Genomic DNA, 21,808 nt, shown 5'->3' with positions numbered 1-21,808 from the left:
TTGAGGGCGCGAAGCTGTTCCCTGGCGCGGTCAGCGTAGTAGCCCGCCTCGTAGCGCGAAAGAAACTTCTCAAGCCCTTCTTTTGTCCCGTCGAGCACGGCGTTCTGAAAGGCTTGCCGCTCCTCCTCCTCTATCTTTTCGATGGATTGGCGGATGTGGGTGATAACGTTGGCCATGTCGCCCGCGCCCGGTTCGAGAAGCCTGTAGGCGTTCAGGTGGTAGAGAGCTTTCTGGTAACGCAGGGGGTCGTTTTCGAGGCGGTAGAAGTAAAGAATGCCGAGATTGTAATGAACGTCGCTGTAGCCGGGTTCCAGACGCAACGCTTCCATGTACTGCTTCTGGGCTTCCTCGTTCTGACGCCTGCTCTGGTATTCGTTTCCGGCGATCTTTCGTTTGACGGCTTCCGCCGACGGCATCGCCCAGGACGAGCCGCAGACTACCAGGGCGAGCAATGAGGCAGTAAATATTTTTCCCCGCATCGTGCAGGTTTCTCCCTTAATAAAAACTCACAAAACTAAACTCTTATATTACAGCATTCTAGGCGATGCGTCACTGCAATTACAAGGGAAAGGGCGTATATACGGGTGGAAATATGCCTTGACTGGGGGGTATTATTTCTTATAATTAGCCGCTCGCTAAATCCGCGAGCCAAGGAGTTACGGCTTGAATCCGAAAATGGTTAAGCTCGACACGATTCCCCCGGAGGGGAAGTCTCTGGAATTTACCGTTCCGGCTGACAGGATAATGCTGGAGCTTCACCAAAGAGAAGTTAAGGAAGTTCTCGGGTGCGGCGACATGGAAGTCTTCGCCACCGTAATGAAGTCCGGCCCGGACGTTTTCGTTATAGGAAAGTTCAGCGTGCCGGTGACGCTCTCCTGCGTCCGGTGCCTCGAAGAGTTTTCCCTGGTAATCAAGGAGAACGTCCACCTCGATCTCACCACGGAGCCTCTGGGGTTCGAGAACACGCCCGGAGAATTCGAGCTTTCCGCCGCCGAGCTGGAGGTAGACCATATCTCGGGCGACGGGATCAATCTCGAAGAGCTGTTCATCGAGCAGATGATCCTGGCGATACCGGAGCATCCGGTCTGCTCTCCCTCCTGCAAGGGGCTTTGCCCGAAGTGCGGCAAAAAGCAGGCGGTTTCAGGGTGCGGGTGCGAAAGCGCCCCGCCCTCCTCGCCTTTTGCGGTGCTGGCCGGGCTGAAACCAAAAAAATAAAGCGAATTTGTCTTTTCGGCAAAAAGTCTGGTATAAGTTACTTTCGGCTACGAGCTAAAAAAACCTACGAGGAGAAGTAAAAATGGCAGTCCCCAAAAGGCGGCAGTCGGTCACCCGACGCAACAAGCGCCGTTCACATCTGGCCCTTTCGGCTCCGAATCTGGACACCTGCCCGAAGTGCGGCGAGTCCAAGCTTTCCCACCACGTATGCCCCGCCTGCGGAACCTACAAGGGGCGCGAGGTGGTTGTAAAGGCTCCGGAGGCCGAGGAGTAACCTTCACTTCCGGGATGCGCAATGCGTATCGCATTGGATGCAATGGGGGGCGACAATGCCCCCGACGCGGCTGTCGACGGGGCGGTTCTGGCCGCCCGCAAAACCGGCAGCCATGTGATCCTTGTCGGCGATCGCGATCTGATCTACGAGCGGCTTGACCGCTACCGGCGGATCAGGCGGCTCCCAATCTCCGTACATCACGCTTCACAGATCGTAACGATGGAAGAATCTCCGGCTTCGGCTTTGCGGCAGAAGAGGGATTCCTCCATGCGGGTCGCGCTCGACCTTGTGCGCGAGGGCGAGGCGAACGCCGCGGTGAGCGCGGGCAACTCCGGCGCGTTCATGGCCAAGGCGATGCTCTCCCTGCGGCTCCTTGAAGGCGTCGAGCGCCCGGCGATAGCCACGCTCATGCCTTCAAAGCGCGGCTTCACCATAGTCCTCGACGTGGGCGGAAACGTAGAGTGCACCGCCAGGAACCTCGTCCAGTTCGCGGTGATGGGTGAGGTCTTCGCCCACGACGCTCTGGGGATAAAGTTCCCGAGAGTAGGGCTCCTCTCCAACGGCGGGGAGTCCTCCAAGGGCACGGAGCTGACGCGCGCGACCCACGAGATGCTGCGGGAGATGAGGCTAAGGTACATAGGCTACGTCGAGGGGCGGGACGTCTTCAACGGCGAGGCCGATGTGGTTGTTACCGACGGCTTCACCGGCAACGTTCTTCTCAAGGCGTCCGAGGGCGTCGCCTCCCTGATATCCGGGATGCTGAAGGAAGAGTACCAGAAGTCCTTTCTGGGCAGGGTCGGGTATTTCCTCTCCAAGGGGGTCTACGCGGCCATAAGAAAGAGGACGGACTACCGCGAGATAGGCGGAGCGCCCCTTTTGGGGGTCAACGGCGTGGCGATGATCTGCCACGGCTCTTCCGACGCTCAGGCCATAAAGTCCGCGATAACGGCGGCGGCGAGGTACGCCGAGCGCAGGCTCGAACTTCACATGATGGAAAAACTGAATGCGTGCGCTGACCAGGAAAAATGGGCCTCGACAAAAGAGCGCGGCTTCTGGAAGAATCCTTCCGAGAAATCCATCAACTCCTGAACGAAGGACATAAAAGGACATAATATGTGCGTAAACCTCCGGCGGGGGGCGATTCTGGGCACAGGGTCGGATATTCCCGAAAAAATTCTGACGAACAAGGATATCGAGAAGTTTCTCGATACCAGCGACGAGTGGATACGCGAGCGCACCGGCATCTGCGAGCGGCGCATAGCCGCCCCGGGCGACGCTACCAGCGACCTTTGCCTTCGGGCCTCCCGGAGGGCTCTCGACGCGGCGGGGCTCAAACCCTCGGACCTGGACCTGATTATCGTCGGCACCGCCACCCCCGACATGATGTTCCCTTCGACGGCGGTCATGCTGCAGCACAAGCTCGGGACCAAGGGGCAGATGGCCTTCGACATCAGCGCCGCCTGCAGCGGTTTCCTCTACTCCATGCTGATAGCCAACCAGTTTATCTCCACCGGCTTTTACAACCACGCCCTCGTCGTCGGGGCGGAGATTCTGAGCCGGGTGCTCGACTGGGACGAGCGTTCCACCTGTGTTCTTTTCGGTGACGGGGCCGGAGCCGTAGTCCTCGGCCCCACCACCGAAGAGGGCAGAGGGATACTCGGCGCCGCTGCCTCCTCGGACGGCTCCACCTGGCCCCTTCTGAACCAGCCCGCGGGAGGCAGCCGCATTCCCGCTTCACTGGAATCCGTGCAGGGAAAACTCCACACCCTTAAGATGCAGGGCAACGAAGTCTTCAAGATGGCCGTCCGGTCCATGCTTTCGATGGCCGACGAAGCCCTGAAGGATGCGGGAATGGAGCCCTCCGGGATCGACCTTTTGATACCCCATCAGGCCAATCTCCGGATTATCGAGGCGATGGGAAAGAGACTCGATATTCCGGGAGAGCGGATCTACGTCAACGTGCACAAGTACGGCAACACCTCGGCCGGGTCCATCCCGATAGCCCTCGACGAAGCCGTGAGGGAGGGAAGGGTGAAGCCCGGCGACAAGATTCTTCTCGACGCCTTCGGCGCGGGGGCTACCGCCGTGGCAGCCGTGGTGGGTTGGTAGAATCGCCTTGCGCCTTGGCGGACGCTCCTTTAGAATTACCGTCTGATTAAAACCGGGGTAATTCGCTTTATTGCCTGAGTGGGAAAAGATGACTTACGCATTGGTATTTCCCGGCCAGGGCTCGCAGTACGCGGGCATGGGTCTGGAACTCGCTAAACAATACCGCGAAGCGCAGGCGGTCTTCAAAGAGGCCGACGCCGCCCTTGGAAGACCCCTGTCGTCGCTCATAGAAAACGGCCCCAGGGAAGAGCTGGCGCTCACCTGGAACACCCAGCCGGCGATACTCACCGCCTCGGTTGCGGTTTTCCGCGCCCTTTCTTCGCGGGTCTCGCTTCGTCCGATAGCGATGGCCGGCCACTCCCTCGGGGAGTACTCCGCGCTGGTGGCCTCCGGAGCGATGGAATTTTCCGACGCCGTGAGAATAGTCGAAAAGCGCGGGCAGTTCATGCAGGAGGCGGTTCCGGTGGGAGAAGGCGCGATGTACGCCGTTCTCGGCCTTGACACCGCCAGGGTCGAGGCGATATGCGCCGAGCACTCCACCGGAGGCAAGCTCGCGGCGGTGGCCAACGACAATTGCCCCGGCCAGGTCGTGATCTCCGGCCACGCCGACACCCTTTTGAAGGTCGCGGAGGCGCTCAAGTCCGCCGGCGCGAAGCGAGCGGTAAAGCTCGAAGTCAGCGCGCCTTTCCACTGCTCGCTGATGAACCCGGCGGCCGAAAAACTCGCCGGTGAGCTTGCGAAGGTAAAATTTTCAACCCCCATATTCCCCGTCGTCGCCAACGCGGACGCCAAAAGGAATACGGATTCGGCGAGGATACCCGAACTGCTCCGCAAGCAGGTGTTTTCGCCGGTACTCTGGCAGGGCTGCGTTAAGGCTCTTTCCGAAATGGGGGCGGACACCTTCATAGAGGTCGGGCCTGGCAAGGTCCTTAGCGGCCTTATAAAGCGCATCGAGGAAAAAGCCGCGGTCCTTAACGTAGAAAACGCCGAGACCCTCGACGCCTGCATAAAGGTTCTGTAATGATCGATCTGAGCCAGAAAACAGTCCTCGTCACCGGCGCCAACCGCGGCATCGGCTTTTCCATAGCGTCCAGGCTCGCGGGTCTCGGGGCCAAGGTCGCGCTGACGGCCAGAAACCTCGATTCGGCGAAGGAAGCGGCGCAGAAGCTGGGCGGCGACACTCACCCCTTCGCCCTGGACGTGACCGATGGAGAATCTGTGACGAAAGCAGCCTCAGACATCATCGCGGCGCTGGGCAAGGTGGACGTTCTCGTCAACAACGCCGGGATAACCCGCGACAATCTCGCGATGCGGATGAAAAAAGAAGAGTGGGACGCGGTAATCGACTCGAACCTCACCGGCGCTTTCCGCTGCGTGCAGGCGTTCCTCCGGCCGATGCTGAAGAACCGCGGCGGTTCGATAATCAACATCACCAGCGTGGTGGCGGCGACCGGCAACCCCGGCCAGCCGAACTACTGCGCCGCCAAGGCGGGCCTCGAAGGCCTTACCCGCTCGCTGGCGCTCGAATATTCCGGAAAGGGGCTTCGCGTCAACTGCGTCGCCCCAGGCTTTATCGAAACCGACATGACCGCCGCCCTCAAGGAAGAGCAGAAGGCGGCTTTTTTAACAAGGATTCCGCTTGGCCGGTTGGGCACGGGAGAGGATATCGCGAACATGGTCGCCTTTCTCGCCTCCGACGCTTCGGGCTACATCACCGGCCAGGTTATTCACGTCAACGGGGGCCTTTACCTGTCCTGATGCCCCAAAATTTGTTTGAAGAGGTAAAAAATGAGTGCGAACATTGAAGAAACCGTAAAGAAGATCATTGCCGAGCAGCTTGACGTCGATATCGCGAAAGTGACTCTCGAAGCAGGCTTCCAGGAGGATCTTGGCGCAGACAGCCTCGACACCGTCGAGCTGGTCATGGCCCTTGAAGATGAATTCGACCAGGAAATCCCCGACGAAGACGCCGAGAAGATCCGCACCGTCGGCGACGCGGTAAGCTACATCAAGTCCAAGCTGGAAGGCTGAGGACTTACCGGAAGATCAATGTTCACCCTGTCTTAGGGAGGGGAGCCGCCCCAAAGCGACTCCCTTCCCTAAGTGAACCCGCTTAAGGCGGGTTTATGGAGGATTCTCGTGGCCGACAATAGAGTGGTCGTGACCGGGCTGGGGTGCGTTTCGCCCCTGGGGCTCGATGTGGAATCAACGTGGGAAGCCTGTCTGGCGGGTAAAAGCGGCGTAGGCAACATTACCAAATTCGACGCCTCCGGGTTCAAGACCCGCATCGCCGCCGAGGTCAAGGGGTTCGACCCGACCGTCTGGATAGACAGGAAAGAAGTCAAAAAGATGGATACCTTCATCCAGTACGCCATCGCGTGCTCTTCGATGGCGCTGGATGACGCCGGTTTCAAGGTCGATCCGGAAAACGCCGAGAGAGTGGGCGTCTACATAGGCGCGGGTCTCGGCGGACTTCCCGAGATCGAGCGCCAGAAGAAGATAATCGATGAAGAAGGGCCCAGGAGAGTCAGCCCCTTCTTCATACCGATGGTCATCGTCAACCTCGCTCCCGGCTACGTCGCTATGCAAACCGGGGCGAAGGGGCCGAACATGTCCATCGTCTCCGCCTGCGCCACCGGCGCGCACTGCATAGGAGAGGCGGCCCACGCCATAAGGCGCGGCGACATCGACGTTGCGATAGCGGGCGGGGCGGAATCGACGATAACCCCCCTCGGCGTCGGCGGCTTCAACGCCCTTCGCGCTCTTTCGACCCGCAACGAGGAGCCGGAGAGGGCCAGCAGGCCCTTCGACAAGGACCGCGAAGGCTTCGTCATGGGCGAGGGCGGCGGCATTCTCATCATTGAATCTCTGGAGCACGCCCAAAAGAGAGGCGCCACCATCTACGCCGAACTGGCCGGTTACGGGGCCACCTGCGACGCCTATCACATAACCTCGCCCGACCCCCAGGGGGACGGCGCGGCGCGCTGCATGAAGATGGCGATGAGAACCGGAGGGGTCACGCCCGGGGAAGTGGACTACATAAACGCCCACGGCACCTCCACGCCGCTGAACGACTATTTCGAGACTCTGGCGATAAAGTCGGTCTTTGGCGAGCGCGCGGGGAAGCTCATGATAAGCTCCACCAAGTCCGTCACCGGCCACTGCCTCGGCGCGGCCGGCTCAATGGAGGCGATCTTCTCGGTTCTCGCCATCAGGGACTCCATCGTCCCCCCCACCATGAACTACGAAACGCCCGACCCGGAATGCGACCTCGATTACGTGCCCAATGTCGCGCGAAAGGCCGAGGTAAGGGCGGTGCTCTCCAATTCCTTCGGCTTCGGCGGCACCAACGCCACGCTGCTCTTCAAGAAATTCAGTTGAGGTAGGATTATGTTACTCATCGCAAGCGACCACGGCGGATTCGAGGCCAAGGAGGCCATAAAGAGGCACCTTGAGAGCACGGGGGAGACGGTAGTCGATCTCGGCACTACCGGCACCGAATCGGTGGACTACCCCGATTTCGCCGTAAGACTGGCCCGCAGGGTCTCGGAGGATTCCGGCCTTAAAGGGATTCTGATCTGCGGCACCGGCATCGGCATGTCCATCGCCGCGAACAAGGTTCCCGGCGTGCGCGCCGCGCTTGTAGCCGACGAATTCAGCGCAAAAATGGCCAAAGAGCACAACGACGCCAACGTGATCGTCATCGGCGGCCGCACAACCTCCACCGAGAATGCCCTTAAATTCGTGAACATATGGCGAAGCGCCGCCTTCGAGGGCGGCAGGCACGAAAAGCGCATCGCCAAGATAGCCGACATGGAAGGGCTTTACGGGGCGGGCCGCTGCCTCGGGGTCACCGACCCGGACGTCTTCGAGGCGATTCAGGGAGAGGTCAGGCGAGAGGAGGACACCATTGTCCTCATCGCCTCCGAAAACTACGCCTCCGAAGCCGTCATGCAGGCTCAGGGCTCCGTCTTCACCAACAAGTACGCCGAAGGCTACCCCGGAGCCCGCTACTACGGCGGGTGCGAATACTCCGACAGGGTCGAGCGGCTTGCGATTGAGCGGGCGAAGCTCCTCTTCGGGGCCGACCACGCCAACGTGCAGCCGATCTCGGGGTCCGCCGCGAACATGGCCGCCTACTACGCCCTCCTCGGCCACGGCGACTCGATAGTCTCCATGTCGCTGGCCCACGGCGGACACCTCACCCACGGCGCGAAGGTCAGCTTCTCCGGCCGCCAGTACTCCATCTTCCACTACGGCGTCGAGTCTTCCACCGGCATTATCGATTACGACAAGATGGAAACGCTGGTGAGGGAGGCGAAGCCGCGCATGGTGGTGGCGGGGGCAAGCTCCTACTCCCGCACCCTCGACTTCCCGCGCTTTCGCAAGATAGCCGATTCCGTCGGGGCATACCTTATGGTTGACATGGCCCACATCGCCGGGCTGGTCGCCGGAGGTTCCCACCCGAGCCCGGTCCCCCACGCCGACATAGTTACCTCGACCACCCACAAGACCCTTCGCGGGCCGAGGGGCGGGCTGGTCCTTTGCCGCAGCGCTCACGCCGCCGCCGTGGACAAGGCCGTCTTTCCCGGGCTTCAGGGCGGGCCGCTGGTCCACACCATCGCGGCCAAGGCGGTCGCCTTCAGGGAGGCGATGGGCTCCGCCTTCAAGGAATACGGCTCCAGAATAGTCACCAACGCCCAGTCTCTGGCCGAAAACCTGAAGAAGGCCGGTTTCGAGGTGGTCAGCGGAGGGACGGACAACCACCTCTTCCTCCTCGACCTCTCCGGCAAGGGTCTCACCGGCGACGCGGCGGAGAAATCCCTCGACCGCGCCGGTATAACGGTAAACAAAAACGCCGTCCCCTACGACAAGCTTCCTCCCACAGTCACCAGCGGAATCCGCATCGGAACCCCCATAGTCACAACCCGGGGGATGGGCGTGGACGAGATGGACAAGATAGCCTCTCTCATCATCCGCGTCCTTGAAAACGTGGGCGACGCCAAAACCGAGGCCGAGGTGAGAGGCGAAGTGCTGGACCTTTGCAGAAAGTTCCCCTTTTACTCCCACCTTATGCGGGCAGAGCGCATCTGCTGAAGGAAAACGAGAACTTGCCCCGTCCCTCCTGGCATGAATATTTTTCGGAGATAACCTCCCTCGTGGCGAAGCGCTCCACCTGCACCAGAAGGAAGGTAGGAGCGATACTGGTCAGGGACAAGAGGGTGCTGGCCACCGGCTACAACGGCGCTCCCTCCGGGGTCTCCCACTGCATCGACGTGGGGTGCCTGCGCGACCAGCTTGGGATACCCTCCGGGCAGCGCCACGAGCTCTGCCGCGGGCTCCACGCCGAGCAAAACGCCCTCATTCAGGCCGCCCGCTACGGGCTGGCGATGGAGGGCTCCGACCTCTACTGCACCAACCTTCCCTGCATCATCTGCACGAAGATGATAATCAACGCCGGGATACGCCGCGTCTATTACATGGAAGGTTACGCCGACGAAATGAGCCTCGCCATGCTGACCGAGGCGGGGGTCGAACTGATTAAAATTTGAAGCTGATACCGACGATACCTTTGGAGGTGTGAGTTGCGCTGCCCATATTGCCAGGAAAACCACGACAGGGTCATTGACTCGCGCACCGCCAAGGAAGGCGACGTCATCCGCCGCAGGCGCGAGTGCGAAGCCTGTAACCGGAGGTTCACCACCTACGAGCGGGTGGAAGAGATTATGCCCCTTCTCGTCAAGAAGGACGGCTCCCGCGAACCCTACGACAGGCAGAAGATAGTCTCCGGCCTCCAGAAAGCCTGCGAGAAGCGGCCCATCTCCGCCCAGACGATTCAGGAGATAGCCGACCGCATCGAACACGAGATACAGGAAAAGGGCGCGCGCGAGGTCGAGACGCGGGAGGTCGGCGAGGCGGTGATGAAGGAGCTTCGCAACCTCGACGGAGTGGCCTACGTCCGCTTCGCCTCGGTCTACAGGGATTTTCGCGATCTCGACGAGTTCATGACCACCCTTAGGGACCTTCTGAAATAATGAGCCGGAGGGCCGACGAGCTTTACATGGGGCTGGCCCTCGAACTGGCGAAAAAGGGTGTAGGCAAGACCTCTCCGAACCCGGCCGTCGGCGCGGTAATCGCCAGGGACGGCGCGGTTGTCGGCAGGGGTTATCACCGCTTTCCCGGCGGCCCCCACGCCGAAATCGAAGCGCTGCGCGGGGCGGGCGAAAAGGCGAGGGGGGCGGATATGTACGTTACCCTCGAACCCTGTTCACACTTCGGCAAGACTCCTCCCTGCGCCGACGCCATAATCGCTGCCGGAATCAAAAGGGTCGTCGCCGCAATCGAAGACCAAAACCCCCTCGTCGCCGGAAGCGGCCTTCAAAAGCTCCGCTCGGCGGGGCTGGAGGTGGAGACGGGGGTTTTGCGGGAGGAGGCGGGGCGGCTGAACGAGGGGTTCTTCCTCTCGGTGACTAAAAAGCGCGCTTTCGTGCATTTAAAGCTTGCCGCCACCCTGGACGGAAAGATCGCTACCAGCGCCGGAGACTCGAAGTGGGTCTCGTCGAAAGAGAGCAGGCGGCTGGTTCACCTCCTTCGCAAGCGGTGCGGGGCGGTGATGGTGGGGGCCGGGACCGCGAACCGCGACGATCCGAAACTCACCGTCCGGCTTCCGGAGAGCGAAGAGGAGGAGACCCTGCGGGCCGTCATAGACAGCAGGCTGGAGGTCTCTCCCTCGCTCCGGATGTTCGGGGAGGGCAGGGCGGGGAACACCCTCGTCTTTTGCGCCCCGGACGCTGACAAGAAGCTGGAAGAAGCTCTCGCGGCCAAGGGCGCGAGGGTGTTTCGCGCGGGGACCGGCGGCGCGATGGATTTAAGGGCGGTTCTGGAAAAAATCTACTCTCTCGGCCGCATGGAAGTTCTCCTCGAAGGAGGGGCGCGCACCGCGCGGGAGTTTCTTGCGGCGGGGCTGGTGGACAGGTGCCATTTCTTCTACTCGCCCCGGATGCTCGGGGGAGAAGGCGTGCCGATGTTCTCCGGCGAGGGACCAAAGCTCATGTCCGCCGCCGTCGGGCTCTCGGAAGTGGAGGTTTCGCGCGCGGGTGAAGACCTCTACGTAACCGGCCGTATCGGGGAGTAAGCTTATGTTCACCGGAATAGTCGCCGACGTGGGCAGGATGGTTTCCTCGAAGGTTCTCTCCTCGGGAAGGAAGATGCGCTTCGAGACCTCCCTTCCGACCGCTGATTTTATCCTCGGCGAGTCGATAGCGGTCAACGGGGTCTGCCTGACGGTGGACGGAATCGGCGATAATTATTTCGAGGCGGGCGTGAGCCCCGAGACCCTGAAAAAGTCGAATCTCGGCGGGCTTTCCCCCGGCTCCGGAGTCAATCTCGAAAGGGCGCTTCGGCCGATGGACCGGCTCGGAGGCCACTTCGTCACCGGCCACGTAGACGGTGCGGGAAAACTTCTCTCCCGTAAGAGGGAGGGCGAGTTTGAGACCCTGACCTTCTTTGCGCCCCCGGAGGTCTCGCGCTATCTTGTGCTAAAGGGTTCCGTCGCCGTTGACGGAGTTTCCCTTACGGTCGCTTCGATTGCGGGCGAAGGCTTTTCGGTCGCGCTGATACCGCACACCCTTTCGCGGACCACCCTCGACGGAAAAAAGCCGGGCGAAGCGGTAAACCTCGAAGCTGATATACTTGGAAAATACGTGGAAAAGCTCCTCGGCCGGGAACGCGCCGGGGGCGGGCTGACCATGGAAAAACTTGCCGAAGCGGGCTTCTTCGGATAGCCCCGGACTAAAAAGGCTGAAGACTGAATGCCGATAAAGAGAGTTGAAAAGGCGCTGGAATATTTCCGCGCCGGGAAGATGGTCATAATCGTCGATGACGAGGACCGCGAGAACGAGGGCGATCTCGCCATGGCCGCCGAACTGGTGACGCCCGAGGCGATAAATTTCATGGCCAAATACGGGCGCGGCCTCATCTGCATCGCCATGACCGAAGCCCGCTGCGATTTTCTCGACCTTCCCCCGATGGTGCGCGACAACACCAGCTCCTTCCAGACAGCCTTCACCGTCTCCATCGAAGCGAGGACGGGAGTCACCACAGGCATCTCCGCCGCCGACCGCGCACACACCATAAAGGTCGCCGTCGCCGACGAGACCACCGCCAAGGACCTCGCCCGCCCCGGCCACATCTTCCCCCTTCGCGCCCGTTCCGGCGGCGTCCTCGTCCGCACAGGGCAGACCGAGGGGTCGGTCGATCTAGCGAGGCTCGCGGGGTTAAAGTCCGCCGGGGTCATCTGCGAGATAATGAAGGACGACGGCTCGATGGCCAGAATGCCCGAGCTGGAGAAATTCTCGAAAGAGCACGGCATCCCCATCGTCTCCATCGCGGACATCATAGAATACCGCCTCCGCAAAGAGTGCCTGGTGAGAAGGGCCGCCTGCGCCCGGCTGCCCACGGCTTTCGGCGGCGAATTCCAGACGATTATCTACGAAAACGACGTGGACAACCTCCTCCACGTGGCGCTGGTCAAGGGCGAGTGGGAGGAGGACGAGACCGTGCTGGTGCGCGTCCACTCAGAGTGCCTGACCGGCGACGTCTTCGGCTCCCAGCGCTGCGACTGCGGCGACCAGCTTCACGCCGCGATGAGCATGATAAAAAAAGAGGGCAAGGGAGTAATCGTCTACCTCCATCAGGAGGGCAGGGGCATCGGCATAGTCAACAAGATACGGGCCTACGCCCTTCAGGACGAGGGGCGCGACACCGTCGAGGCCAACGAGGAGCTCGGGTTCGCCGCGGACCTTCGCGATTACGGCATCGGAGCCCAGATACTTCTGGATCTCGGCGTAAAGAAGATGCGCCTCATGACAAACAACCCGCGCAAGATCGTCGGCATCGAGGGTTACGGCATAGAGGTGGTGGACAGGGTCCCGATAATCATCGAGCCCCTTCCCGACAACGAGCGCTACCTTTCAACCAAGAAGCAAAAACTTGGACATATGATTTAACGAGGGAAAAATGGTCTCATTCGTCGAAGGAAAACTTTCGAGCCAGGGGCTGAAATTCGCCCTTGTCGTCTCTCGCTTCAACAGCTTCATCACCGACAGGCTGGTCGAGGGCGCGGTAGACGCGATAGTCCGCACCGGCGGCGACAGCGCGCAGATAAAGGTCTTCAAGGTCCCCGGCGCTTTCGAGATACCGCTGGTGGCCAAAAAAGTGGCCGAGTCGGGCAAGTTTGACGGCGTCTGCTGCCTCGGAGCGGTCATACGTGGCTCCACCCCCCATTTCGACTACGTGGCGAGCGAGGTATCCAAGGGCGTGGCGCAGGTCTCCCTCCAGACGGGAACCGTCGTCTCCTTCGGCGTCCTCACCACCGACACCCTCGAACAGGCGGTGGAGCGGGCGGGCTCGAAGGCCGGAAACAAGGGTTCGGAAGCCGCTATGGCGATGATCGAAACCGTAAATCTTCTTCGCGCCGGAGTCTGATTAGTTGGGAACACGCCATTTCACCCGCCAGCTTGCGGTGCAGGCCCTCTACGCGCTCGACGCCAACCCCCTTCTCGGCGTCGAAGGCGCGCTGTCTGTCGTTCTCGCCGAGGTGAGCGAGGAGCAGAGCGCCGACCAGTCCCGCCTCGGGGAGCTCGTGCAGGGAGCCTGGGGCGAAAGGAAGCGGATTGACCCGCTCGTCGAAGAGGCCAGCAAAAACTGGAAGCTTTCGAGGATGGACAGGGTCGATCGCGCCATCCTGCGCCTCGGCGCCTACGAGCTGGCGGTGAGAAGCGACGTGCCCGCGCCGGTGGTCCTCAGTGAGGCCGTGGAACTGGCAAAGGAGTTCGGAAGCCCCGATTCCCCCGCCTTCATAAACGGCATTCTCGACCGGGTGGCCCGCGAAAGCCGCCCCGAAGAAGTGAGGAAGGGTTAGCACTGTCTTAAGATGAGAACCATAAGGCCCCACAGGCTTTTGGCGGCCTGGTTTGTGCTGATGTGCGCCTTCGACATCGGCGTCCTTTTCCTGAACCGCATCCTCGAAGCCGACATCCTGCCGGAACCCACAATGGCGGAATTCCGCTGGACGGTCTTCTACGCCTTCTTGCAGCTTCTCGCCGCGTTCAATCTCTGGCGCTCGGACCCTTTCGGCTGGCACGTCGGACTTTTCGCCACCATTTTGAGGTTGCTTGAGGGCACCATCTGGGAGTTCATGAACCCCCTGCCGGGGGCGGCGCTTCTGGCCACAGGAGTCGGGCTCATCTACCACGGCTACATACTCACCGCCCTCGATTCAAAATCCCTCCGAAGGATCTTCCCGAACCGCAAGGGGCCCTTCGCGAAGCTCGGCGATCTGTCGATGGCGCTCCGCATCGCGGGGGCTTCGGTGACCTTTTACCACTTCGCCGGTTTTTTCGGCGGGGTCGTCCCCCCGCTTCTCTGGTTCGCCTTTCGCACCCGCGAGGCAATGGACGCCGGGAAAGCCGGCAAGTAAAAACTCCCCACAACGTCCCGCCGTTAAATCCCGCTAAAATCCGAAGCAAATTTAAAAAGGGCCAAAGCAAAGTCCGGGTTCTCTTGCGTTTTCCCAATCAGGGGGTATTCCTTAAGAAAACCGCTTGATTGAGGTGAAGGTAATGATCAGAGACATGGGGTGCGCCGGAAAAGCCGGCATAGACAGGAGAATTCACCCGCGATGCATGATGCTCTCCGGCGTTGCGAAGTGCAGCGCGGGCGGCCGCGTAGTGTCGGGTTACGCCATGAACCTGAGCCGGGGAGGGATATTCATCGCCACCTCCGAAGACATAGCGATCGGCGATATCTTCAACGTCGAATTTTCCCTGCCCGGAGACCGCGGCCTTGTCTACACCTGCGAGGCCCAGGTGGTCTGGAAGCGGGGTTATCGGCCCGACCAGAACTTTATAGCGGGCGTTGGGCTTAAGTTTCTAAACCTCCCCAAAGAAGACGCCGATACGATAGACAGGTGGGTGGAGCAGGAACTCTCCAAGGGGAATGAAGCGGGGGAGTAGCGTTAGTTGTTTTGTGTCGTTAGCCGCGAAGCGGTGTAACGCACCACTTTTCCTTCGTCATTCCCGCGGATGCGGGAAACCAGTGACTTTTGTGTGTTTCGCACGTTTACCCTTTGCGGGGCTTGGCGCGCCCCGCACCCGCGCCCCACTTTTTGTCGAAAAAGTGGGACAAAACTCGGCCCGGAAGGTTCCGCTCGCTCTACGAGCGACCGGTCGCTGCGGCGGGGGCGTGAGGGGGCACCCGTTCGCTACGCTCACTAAGACCCCCCCGCCGCCCTTTCCGCCTCCGCTCCCTGCGTCACCTACGGGCCACGGGAAGGACGAAAGGACGGCTCGCCGATAAACAGGATAATTCTATGTTATCGGCTCGAAGGTATTTTTTCTACATGTATCTCAAAATAGCTGTAGAGAAACTACCTTCGAGCAAATGAGCAACAATTACCTTGCTCATTTGCGAGCCTTCTTTTCGTTCCCCTTCGGGGCCCGTACGCGGCGCAACGAGTGGAGGCGTCGGGCCGGCGCGGGGTCTTAACGGAGCGAAGCGCAGTGGGTGCCCCGTACGGCCCAGCCGGAACGAAGTGGTCGCGCTTTTTAAAGCGCGAGCGACGGGTCCGGGCCGATTTCTTGGTCACTTCTTTCTAAAAGAAGTGACAAGGGGCGCGGGGCGAAGCCCAGCAAGTGTATAATTACATTAATGTTTTTAAATAATGGTGGGCCGAGCCCGCTCTACGCGACTTTTTTTTGCATAAGCCTCCCCATGCTTTGCCGCTGTTGCCAAACTTCGGGTCTTCGGTGTATGCGTTTATCAATAAAACATTGGTAATCCAGAAGCCATTGTTCTAGATCCGGTGTCATAAAATGGTGTTTCTCTAGAAAGGCCTTGATTTCTTTCGATGTCGGAATCTTCTCAATTCCCCCTGAACGTAAGGCTTTCCATTCTTTGTGGACTTCTGGAATATCTCCATCAGGAATGGTACTGCCTCCAAGAATAAAGAATAAATAGTCGTATTCAATGAACTTGTTCCACTCACGGAGCACTTCTTGGCACTCGGAGTTAGGTATGCCAACTTTTTTCATTACATCGAGAATTGAATTCTTTATCTCTTCCTCTTCTATATCCGAATAACCTCCGAGTCGTCCGCTCCGCTTCACTAGTGACAGGGTTACCATGCCAACGTGCTTTGCCAGCGCTTGAAGTTCACTCAGAGTAACCTCTGCACGTTGGAGTACGTCTCTCGTCTTCGCCTCTACTCCTGTTCCAGTAGCTTTGAATTCAGAGACCCTGTCTATGTTTGCTATGAGCAGCAGTACAACAAATGAAAGGAACCCGACAGCGAGGACACTAGTTTTTCCACTGAAGCCTGCCAAAAGGCTTATACCCAATGTAATTAGGCTAGCGATTGTAAGCCAGACTTTCATATATAAATTCCTCTTAAACAGAATATGTTATTTCGTACCGATTTGCTCATTACGAGAACAGCCCGTAGGTCTGGTGGAGCGTAGCGATACCCGACTATTACAAGGCTTGCGCTGATGTGTTGTTGGGTTTCGCTGCGCTCAACCGCAACCTACATTTACACCTAATCCAGCCTCTGGGTTCCCGCCTTCGCGGGAATGACGACCTAAAGACTCTATAAATCAACCGCACTCCGAGTAACCACAGCTCCTGCAAAGCAAGCAGCCTTCTTCATGTTCCACCGCATCCCCGCATTCCGGGCACGCTCCGACCTGGGAGAAGGGTTTTTCGACTTCGCCGGTGGGGTTGTAGTGTTTCTGGACGGCGAGGGCGAGCGCATCGGCGCAGGAGAGGACCCGGCCGGGGCCGAAGCCGAAGGGCTTGTGGCAGCTTATGCCGCGAAGGTTCTTTACCACCTCTTCTACATCGACGCCGAAGCGCCAGGAGAGGGAGACGAGCCTGCCGAGCGCCTCGCACTGGCTCGCGGCGCAGCCGCCCGCCTTGCCCATCGTGGTGAAGACTTCAAAGAGGCCGCAGTCGTCTTCGTTTATGGTGATGTAGAGGGGGCCGCAGCCGGTGCGCATCTGGTAGGTCTTGCCGACCAGCACCTGCGGGCGGTCACGCTTTTGCGGCCTACTGTCGGCCGCGGCTGAGGAAGGGGGGCAGCACTCTTTCCTTTCCTCGCTGCCGATATTCAGCACCTGCCCCTCGCGGGATTTGTCGCGGTAGATGGTGACGCCCTTGCACCCGAGCTTGTAGGCGAGCCGGAAGACCTCGGCCACCTCTTCTCTGGTGGCGTCTTCGGGGAAGTTGACGGTCTTGGATACCGCATTGTTGGTCTGGGCCTGGTAGGCGGCCTGCATGCGTATGTGCTCTTCGGGGGTGATGTCGTGGGCGGTGATGAAGATCTTTTTGGCGGTCTCGGGCACGCCTTCGAGGTGTGAAAGGGATTCGCCCTTCGCGAGGCGCTTCATCAACTCCTCGGAGTAGTACCCGCCCTTTTTCGCCGCCGCCTCGAAGACGGGGTTTATCTCCAGCATTTCGGTGCCGTCCATAACGCGGCGGATGAAGGCCAGAGAGAAGAGAGGTTCGATGCCGCTAGAGCAACCGGCGATTATCGAGATGGTGCCGGTGGGTGCGATGGTGGTGCGGGTGGCGTTTCTTACTCCCTTTTTGTTTTTGCCGCCGTAGATCGAATTCGGGAAGTTGGGGAAGGGTCCGCGAACCTCCGCCAGCTTCTGCGAGGCCCTAAGCGCCTCGTCGTCGATGAATTTCATCAGCTTCGCGGCGAGCCTAAGGGATTCTTCGGAGCCGTAGGGCACGCCGAGCATGTAGAGAAGGTCCGCCCACCCCATCACGCCGAGGCCGATCTTGCGGTTGGAGCGGGTCATCCGCTCGATTTCCGGGAGCGGGTAGCGGTTTATCTCGATTACGTTGTCGAGGAAGTGAACCGCCTTGTCCACGGTCTTTCGCAGCTTGTCCCAGTCCACCTGCCCGGATTTTTCCATCTTCGCGAGGTTTATCGAGCCGAGGTTACAGGATTCGTAGGGAAGCAAGGGCTGTTCGCCGCAGGGGTTGGTCGCCTCGATGGGGCCGACCGCCGGGGTGGGGTTGTCGCGGTTCATCCTGTCGATGAAGACTATGCCCGGCTCGCCGGAGCCCCAGGCGGACTGGATAATCTGGTCGAAGACGTCGCGGGCGCGAAGCTTTTTGGTCACCTCGCCGTTTCTCGGGTTTATAAGGTCGTATTCGTCATCGGCCTGTACCGCCTCCATGAAGGCTTCGGTTATGGCGACCGACAGATTGAAGTTGGTGAGGAGGGATTTGTCGGATTTTACCGCGATGAACTCCTCTATGTCCGGGTGATCGACGCGCAGTATTCCCATGTTTGCCCCGCGCCGCGTCCCGCCCTGCTTTATCATCTCGGTGGCAGTGTCGAAGACCTTCATGAAGCTGATGGGGCCGGAGGAGACGCCGTTGGTGGAGCGCACCACGTCGCTCTTGGGCCGTATCGAGCTGAAGGAAAAGCCTGTGCCGCCGCCGGACTTGTGGATGAGGGCGGTGTTCTTGACCGCCTCGAAGATCGATTCCATCGTATCGCCGACGGGAAGGACGAAGCAGGCCGAGAGCTGTCCCAGTTCTCTTCCCGCGTTCATCAGCGTCGGGGAATTGGGCAAAAACTCCAGAGAGGCCATCATGTCGTAGAAGAGCTCCGCCACCGCTTCGGCGTCGGCCTTCTTGTCGTAGTTGAGGTCGCCCTGGGCCACGGCCCAGGCGACGCGGGCAAGCATCTCGGAGGGAGTCTCCAGCACTTCTCCCAGCTCGTTTTTCTTCAGGTAGCGCCGCTCCAGCACGGTAATGGCGTTGTCCTTGAAGTCCGGCGCGGGCCTGGAACTGATTATCTCCGCGATTTTGCCTGCTTTGGTCAGCGACATGAAAAAAATCTCCTTAAAAAGGCATGTAGTAATTGAATTTTAGCCGTTATATCCCTAAGCGCAAATACCAGTACTTGGGGTCAGAGGAACAGTACGCCACAATATTTAGTGGCTGCCATAAATTCAAGCGAAAAAAAACGCCCCCGAAGCCGGAGGCGAAAACAATCGTGAAAACATATAGGACCAGAGAGGTTTTATTTTTACTTTTTCGGGGTCTTTTTCGAGAAGGGGTTGAGTTTGCGCTTTTTTACCGCCTGCCCCTCCTTCGGAGGTATCCTTGGGGAGTCTTCGACGGGTGATTCCACTTCCACGATGGAGGGTGAGGAGGGGGCCGCGCCGCGCGGGAGGCGGAAGACCTTTTTCGCCCTCGATATGCGCACTATCACTTCGCGGAGAAAATCCAGCTCCTTGCGGTTTTTTTCTATGTTTCCGAGGAGCGCGAGAACGTCCTCGTCCTCGAAGACGGCTTTTTGGCCCTTTTCGTAATCGTTGTAGACGAGGCTGCCCAGATCGCGCAGGTCTTCTTTCAGCCGCTTTTCGAGGGTGCTTATCCGCATCTTCTTTTTCATGATGCGGCTCTTTTTGGAGGTTTCAAAGGCGAGGAGCGAAAGTCCCTTGCCCGGCCCCTTGAGCAGCCGCTCGCCGTATTTTCCCATATTGCCTTCCGGTTCCTCTGGCGGAGTGTTGACCGGTCGAATTTATTCTCAAGGTATGGCGCTGTCAAGTTGCCGGGCTTTTTTTATGACCGCGCTTTCTGGTAAGCTTGGCGCCATGCGAAATAAAAAAAGCGAGGCTGCCCGCCTCGAAAAAATCCTCGCCCTCCTGAAGGGTCCGGAGGAGGAGCCGAAACCCGGTCTCGTCTTCGGGTCGCCGTGGGAACTCCTGGTCTCGACCATCCTCTCGGCGCAGTGCACCGACAAGAGGGTTAACGCGACCACCCCGGCGCTCTTCGCGCGCTTTCCGGGGCCGGAGGAACTCGCCTCGGCGAAAGTCGCCGAAGTCGAGGAGATCATCCGGTCCATCGGACTCTTCCGCAACAAGGCCAGAAACATCGTGGAGGCCGCCAAAGCGGTGGTCAGGGACCACAAGGGGGAGGTCCCCTCCGCAAGGGAGGAACTTGAAGCTCTCCCCGGCGTCGGGCGAAAGACCGCCTCGGTGGTGCTCTCGCAGGGGTTCAATGTTCCGGCTTTCGCGGTGGACACCCACGTCGGCAGGGTCTGCTACAGACTGGGGTTCTCCAGATCAAAAGCCCCTCCGGAGGTTGAAAAATCCGTGACCGCCCTCCTGCCGGAGGAGAAATGGCGGTCCGCCCACTTGATACTTATCCGCCACGGAAGAGCGATTTGCACAGCGAGAACCCCCAAATGCCCCGTCTGCCCGGTGCTGGAGCTCTGCCCGCGCGTCGGCCTCGGCAAGCTCCTTTGACCATGAAGCCCAAATCAGAGGCGGCCTACCTCGTCCGTTCCGTCCCCTACCGCGATTCCGACCTCATCGTCACCATCCTCACCTCCGGCTCGGGGGTGGTGAGCCTGATGGCGAGAGGGGCGAAAAAATCGCGCAAGCGGTTCGGCGGGGCGCTCGATTTCGCTAAGCTCTTCCGGGCCGAGTACGCCGCGCCGAGGGAAGCGGGGCTCGGAACGCTGTCGAGCGTGGAGCTTCTCTGCGATTTCCCCAAGACGGTCTCCGACATCAGGCGCTACGCCGTCGCCAGCCACTTCGTCGAGGTCGTCAGGGGGCTGGCGCGGGAGGGGGAGGTCTCGGGAGAGCCCTTTTCCCTCCTCGACGGCGGGTTTCGCGGGCTGGAGGCGGGAGGGGACCCGGTGAGCCTCCTTCGGGTCTTTCAGGTCCGCGCCGTCTCGCTCATGGGGTATTCCATCGCCGCGAGTCCCTGCGGAGCCTGCGGGGAGACCCTTTCCGAGGAGTCGACCTCCCTTTCGGGTAGCGTGCTTTACTGCGCCTCCTGCGCCCCGCAAGGGTCCGCGCGGATTTCGGCGGGGGCGGTAAAGACGCTGCGCTCGGCCTCTTCACTGGACTTTTCCTCGCTGGGGTCGCTTCGCATCTCCAAAAAAACGGAAGAGGAGATAGGCGGCTTCGTAGAAAAAGCCCTCGTCAGGGCTCTGGGAGGCGAACCAAAATCCCTCGGGCAGCTTCATCAGTTTCTGTCGATTGACCTTTAGAACCCTATTTTGCTAACATAAAATGTTTAACGGATGCGCGCCCGCCGTCTGCAAGGGGCGCAGTACTTGTTACTGGAGAAAAGTTTGAGATCGAAGGCATTAAGCGGTAAGTGGTTTTTGGCTCTTGGAGCGTCGAGCGGTTTCGGCGCGGCGACCTGCAGGCGCATGGCGAAGGCAGGCATGAACATTTTCGGCGTTCACCTCGACAGGAAGACGAGCATGCCCGCGGTTGAGGAGCTCATTGGCGAGTTGAAGGCCGAAGGGGTTCAGGTCCACTTTTTCAACGTGAACGCGGCCGACCCCGACAAGAGGGCGGAAGTGCTCGACGAATTTCGCGAGATCGTCGGGCAGAGCACCAAGATACGCGTACTCATGCACACCCTCGCCTACGGCACCCTTCGCCCCTTCCTCGACGAGGCGGGGCAGATAAACCAGTCGCAGATGGAGATGACCACCAACGTCATGGCCCACAGCCTTGTCTACTGGGTGCAGGATATCGTCGAGCGCGACATGTTCGAGAAGAATTCCCGCGTCTACGCGATGACCTCCTCCGGCGGCACGAGGGTCATGCCCACCTACGGCGCGGTCTCCGCGGCGAAGGCGGCGCTGGAATCCCATTGCAGGCAGCTCGCGATGGAGCTTGCGCCCCTTGGCATAACCGTAAACGCGATCCGCGCGGGCGTCACCGACACCCCCGCTCTCCGGAAGATCCCCGGCCACGAGGTCATGCTCGAAACCGCAATTTCACGCAATCCCTCGGGCCGCCTGACGAATCCTCAAGACGTCGCGGAAGCCATAGCGCTCCTTTCCGAGCCGGGAACCTACTGGATGACGGGAAATACCCTCGGAGTGGACGGCGGGGAAGATATCGTCGCCTAGCATGCTGAAAAGTGCGCCGAACTAACGGGGCGCAAGGCAGTGCTTTTTGTAGATTTATAGATTGAAAACGTTGCGAGAAACACCGGCTTCAAAAAACGCATTGGCGGAGGGGCGAAAAGTCGCCGCTGCTGTTAAATTGGCTTTGGATTTTGCCGCCGGGCAAGGAGCCCGCAGTGAGCGCGACGAAGACAGTAGCGTGACTACGGCGAGGAGCGCGAGCGAGTAGCGACGAAGCTCCGCGGCAAAAG

At 59.9% G+C, this 21,808-nt stretch carries 24 protein-coding genes; 21 read left to right on the top strand and 3 right to left on the bottom strand.

Annotated features, from left to right (window positions below):
* The first annotated feature begins 663 nt into the window (after positions 1-663).
* The 18 genes from EPN96_06420 to EPN96_06335 all read left to right on the top strand — a co-directional run bounded on the left by EPN96_06420 (position 664) and on the right by EPN96_06335 (position 14,613).
* Positions 664-1,215, top strand: coding sequence for a hypothetical protein (locus tag EPN96_06420; GenBank protein TAL17234.1), 552 nt, complete (start codon positions 664-666; stop codon positions 1,213-1,215).
* A gap of 82 nt (positions 1,216-1,297) precedes the next feature.
* Complete coding sequence (locus EPN96_06415; GenBank protein ID TAL17233.1) at positions 1,298-1,489, top strand: 50S ribosomal protein L32; 192 nt, start codon at positions 1,298-1,300, stop codon at positions 1,487-1,489.
* 21 nt (positions 1,490-1,510) lie between these two features.
* Complete coding sequence (gene plsX / locus EPN96_06410; protein TAL17232.1) at positions 1,511-2,578, top strand: phosphate acyltransferase PlsX; 1,068 nt, start codon at positions 1,511-1,513, stop codon at positions 2,576-2,578.
* Positions 2,579-2,602: 24 nt separating this feature from the next.
* Positions 2,603-3,598 carry a ketoacyl-ACP synthase III gene (locus EPN96_06405; protein TAL17231.1) on the top strand — a complete coding sequence of 332 codons (996 nt, stop codon included), beginning with the start codon at positions 2,603-2,605 and terminating at the stop codon, positions 3,596-3,598.
* An 88-nt stretch (positions 3,599-3,686) separates the two neighbouring features.
* The gene (gene fabD, locus EPN96_06400; GenBank protein TAL17230.1) at positions 3,687-4,619 is read left to right on the top strand and encodes a [acyl-carrier-protein] S-malonyltransferase; all 933 of its coding nucleotides are present in this window, start codon (positions 3,687-3,689) and stop codon (positions 4,617-4,619) included.
* Positions 4,619-5,356: a 3-oxoacyl-ACP reductase FabG gene (gene fabG, locus EPN96_06395; GenBank protein TAL17229.1), complete on the top strand. Its 738-nt coding sequence runs from the start codon at positions 4,619-4,621 to the stop codon at positions 5,354-5,356. The genes fabD and fabG overlap by 1 nt, the downstream gene beginning before the upstream one ends.
* A gap of 30 nt (positions 5,357-5,386) precedes the next feature.
* Positions 5,387-5,629 carry an acyl carrier protein gene (acpP, locus tag EPN96_06390; protein ID TAL17228.1) on the top strand — a complete coding sequence of 81 codons (243 nt, stop codon included), beginning with the start codon at positions 5,387-5,389 and terminating at the stop codon, positions 5,627-5,629.
* 108 nt (positions 5,630-5,737) lie between these two features.
* Entirely contained in the window at positions 5,738-6,979 is a 1,242-nt protein-coding gene (gene fabF / locus EPN96_06385; protein TAL17227.1) for a beta-ketoacyl-[acyl-carrier-protein] synthase II, read from the top strand.
* A gap of 9 nt (positions 6,980-6,988) precedes the next feature.
* The gene (gene rpiB / locus EPN96_06380; protein ID TAL17226.1) at positions 6,989-8,695 is read left to right on the top strand and encodes a ribose 5-phosphate isomerase B; all 1,707 of its coding nucleotides are present in this window, start codon (positions 6,989-6,991) and stop codon (positions 8,693-8,695) included.
* A gap of 14 nt (positions 8,696-8,709) precedes the next feature.
* Complete coding sequence (locus EPN96_06375) at positions 8,710-9,150, top strand: dCMP deaminase family protein (protein ID TAL17225.1); 441 nt, start codon at positions 8,710-8,712, stop codon at positions 9,148-9,150.
* A 33-nt stretch (positions 9,151-9,183) separates the two neighbouring features.
* A complete protein-coding gene (gene nrdR, locus EPN96_06370) occupies positions 9,184-9,633 on the top strand; it encodes a transcriptional repressor NrdR (GenBank protein TAL17224.1) in 450 nt (149 codons plus the stop codon).
* Entirely contained in the window at positions 9,633-10,733 is a 1,101-nt protein-coding gene (ribD, locus tag EPN96_06365; protein TAL17223.1) for a bifunctional diaminohydroxyphosphoribosylaminopyrimidine deaminase/5-amino-6-(5-phosphoribosylamino)uracil reductase RibD, read from the top strand. Before nrdR ends, ribD begins: the two co-directional genes overlap by 1 nt.
* Before the next feature lie 4 nt (positions 10,734-10,737).
* Positions 10,738-11,382, top strand: coding sequence for a riboflavin synthase (locus EPN96_06360; protein ID TAL17222.1), 645 nt, complete (start codon positions 10,738-10,740; stop codon positions 11,380-11,382).
* Between the two features lie 27 nt (positions 11,383-11,409).
* Positions 11,410-12,606 (top strand): bifunctional 3,4-dihydroxy-2-butanone-4-phosphate synthase/GTP cyclohydrolase II, encoded by a 1,197-nt coding sequence (locus EPN96_06355; GenBank protein TAL17221.1) that lies wholly within the window; start codon positions 11,410-11,412, stop codon positions 12,604-12,606.
* A 10-nt stretch (positions 12,607-12,616) separates the two neighbouring features.
* On the top strand, positions 12,617-13,084 hold the full coding sequence (locus EPN96_06350) for a 6,7-dimethyl-8-ribityllumazine synthase (GenBank protein ID TAL17220.1): 468 nt from the start codon (positions 12,617-12,619) through the stop codon (positions 13,082-13,084).
* 4 nt (positions 13,085-13,088) lie between these two features.
* Complete coding sequence (gene nusB / locus EPN96_06345; protein ID TAL17219.1) at positions 13,089-13,520, top strand: transcription antitermination factor NusB; 432 nt, start codon at positions 13,089-13,091, stop codon at positions 13,518-13,520.
* A 12-nt stretch (positions 13,521-13,532) separates the two neighbouring features.
* Positions 13,533-14,078, top strand: coding sequence for a hypothetical protein (locus tag EPN96_06340; protein ID TAL17218.1), 546 nt, complete (start codon positions 13,533-13,535; stop codon positions 14,076-14,078).
* 142 nt (positions 14,079-14,220) lie between these two features.
* A complete protein-coding gene (locus EPN96_06335) occupies positions 14,221-14,613 on the top strand; it encodes a PilZ domain-containing protein (GenBank protein ID TAL17217.1) in 393 nt (130 codons plus the stop codon).
* A 726-nt stretch (positions 14,614-15,339) separates the two neighbouring features.
* On the opposite strand, the gene EPN96_06330 is transcribed toward EPN96_06335, so the two are convergent.
* From EPN96_06330 to EPN96_06320, 3 genes are all read right to left on the bottom strand, one after another.
* Positions 15,340-16,032 carry a hypothetical protein gene (locus EPN96_06330; protein ID TAL17216.1) on the bottom strand — a complete coding sequence of 231 codons (693 nt, stop codon included), beginning with the start codon at positions 16,030-16,032 and terminating at the stop codon, positions 15,340-15,342.
* A 219-nt stretch (positions 16,033-16,251) separates the two neighbouring features.
* Positions 16,252-18,504: a vitamin B12-dependent ribonucleotide reductase gene (locus EPN96_06325; protein TAL17215.1), complete on the bottom strand. Its 2,253-nt coding sequence runs from the start codon at positions 18,502-18,504 to the stop codon at positions 16,252-16,254.
* Positions 18,505-18,704: 200 nt separating this feature from the next.
* On the bottom strand, positions 18,705-19,160 hold the full coding sequence (locus tag EPN96_06320) for a hypothetical protein (protein ID TAL17214.1): 456 nt from the start codon (positions 19,158-19,160) through the stop codon (positions 18,705-18,707).
* A 115-nt stretch (positions 19,161-19,275) separates the two neighbouring features.
* Here EPN96_06320 and nth point away from each other — a divergent pair, with 115 nt between their 5' ends.
* From nth to EPN96_06305, 3 genes are read left to right on the top strand one after another with little or no spacing between them, the layout of a single operon-like run.
* On the top strand, positions 19,276-19,929 hold the full coding sequence (nth, locus tag EPN96_06315) for an endonuclease III (GenBank protein TAL17213.1): 654 nt from the start codon (positions 19,276-19,278) through the stop codon (positions 19,927-19,929).
* A complete protein-coding gene (recO, locus tag EPN96_06310) occupies positions 19,803-20,681 on the top strand; it encodes a DNA repair protein RecO (protein TAL17212.1) in 879 nt (292 codons plus the stop codon). The genes nth and recO overlap by 127 nt, the downstream gene beginning before the upstream one ends.
* 33 nt (positions 20,682-20,714) lie before the next feature.
* Positions 20,715-21,560 (top strand): SDR family oxidoreductase, encoded by an 846-nt coding sequence (locus tag EPN96_06305; GenBank protein TAL17211.1) that lies wholly within the window; start codon positions 20,715-20,717, stop codon positions 21,558-21,560.
* The last annotated feature ends 248 nt before the right edge of the window (positions 21,561-21,808 follow it).

Source organism: bacterium (assembly GCA_004322275.1).
GTDB lineage: Bacteria > Desulfobacterota > Deferrisomatia > Deferrisomatales > BM512 > SCTA01.
The sequence above is the reverse complement of the archived record's forward strand: the minus strand, read 5'-3'. Positions and strand labels throughout refer to the sequence as shown.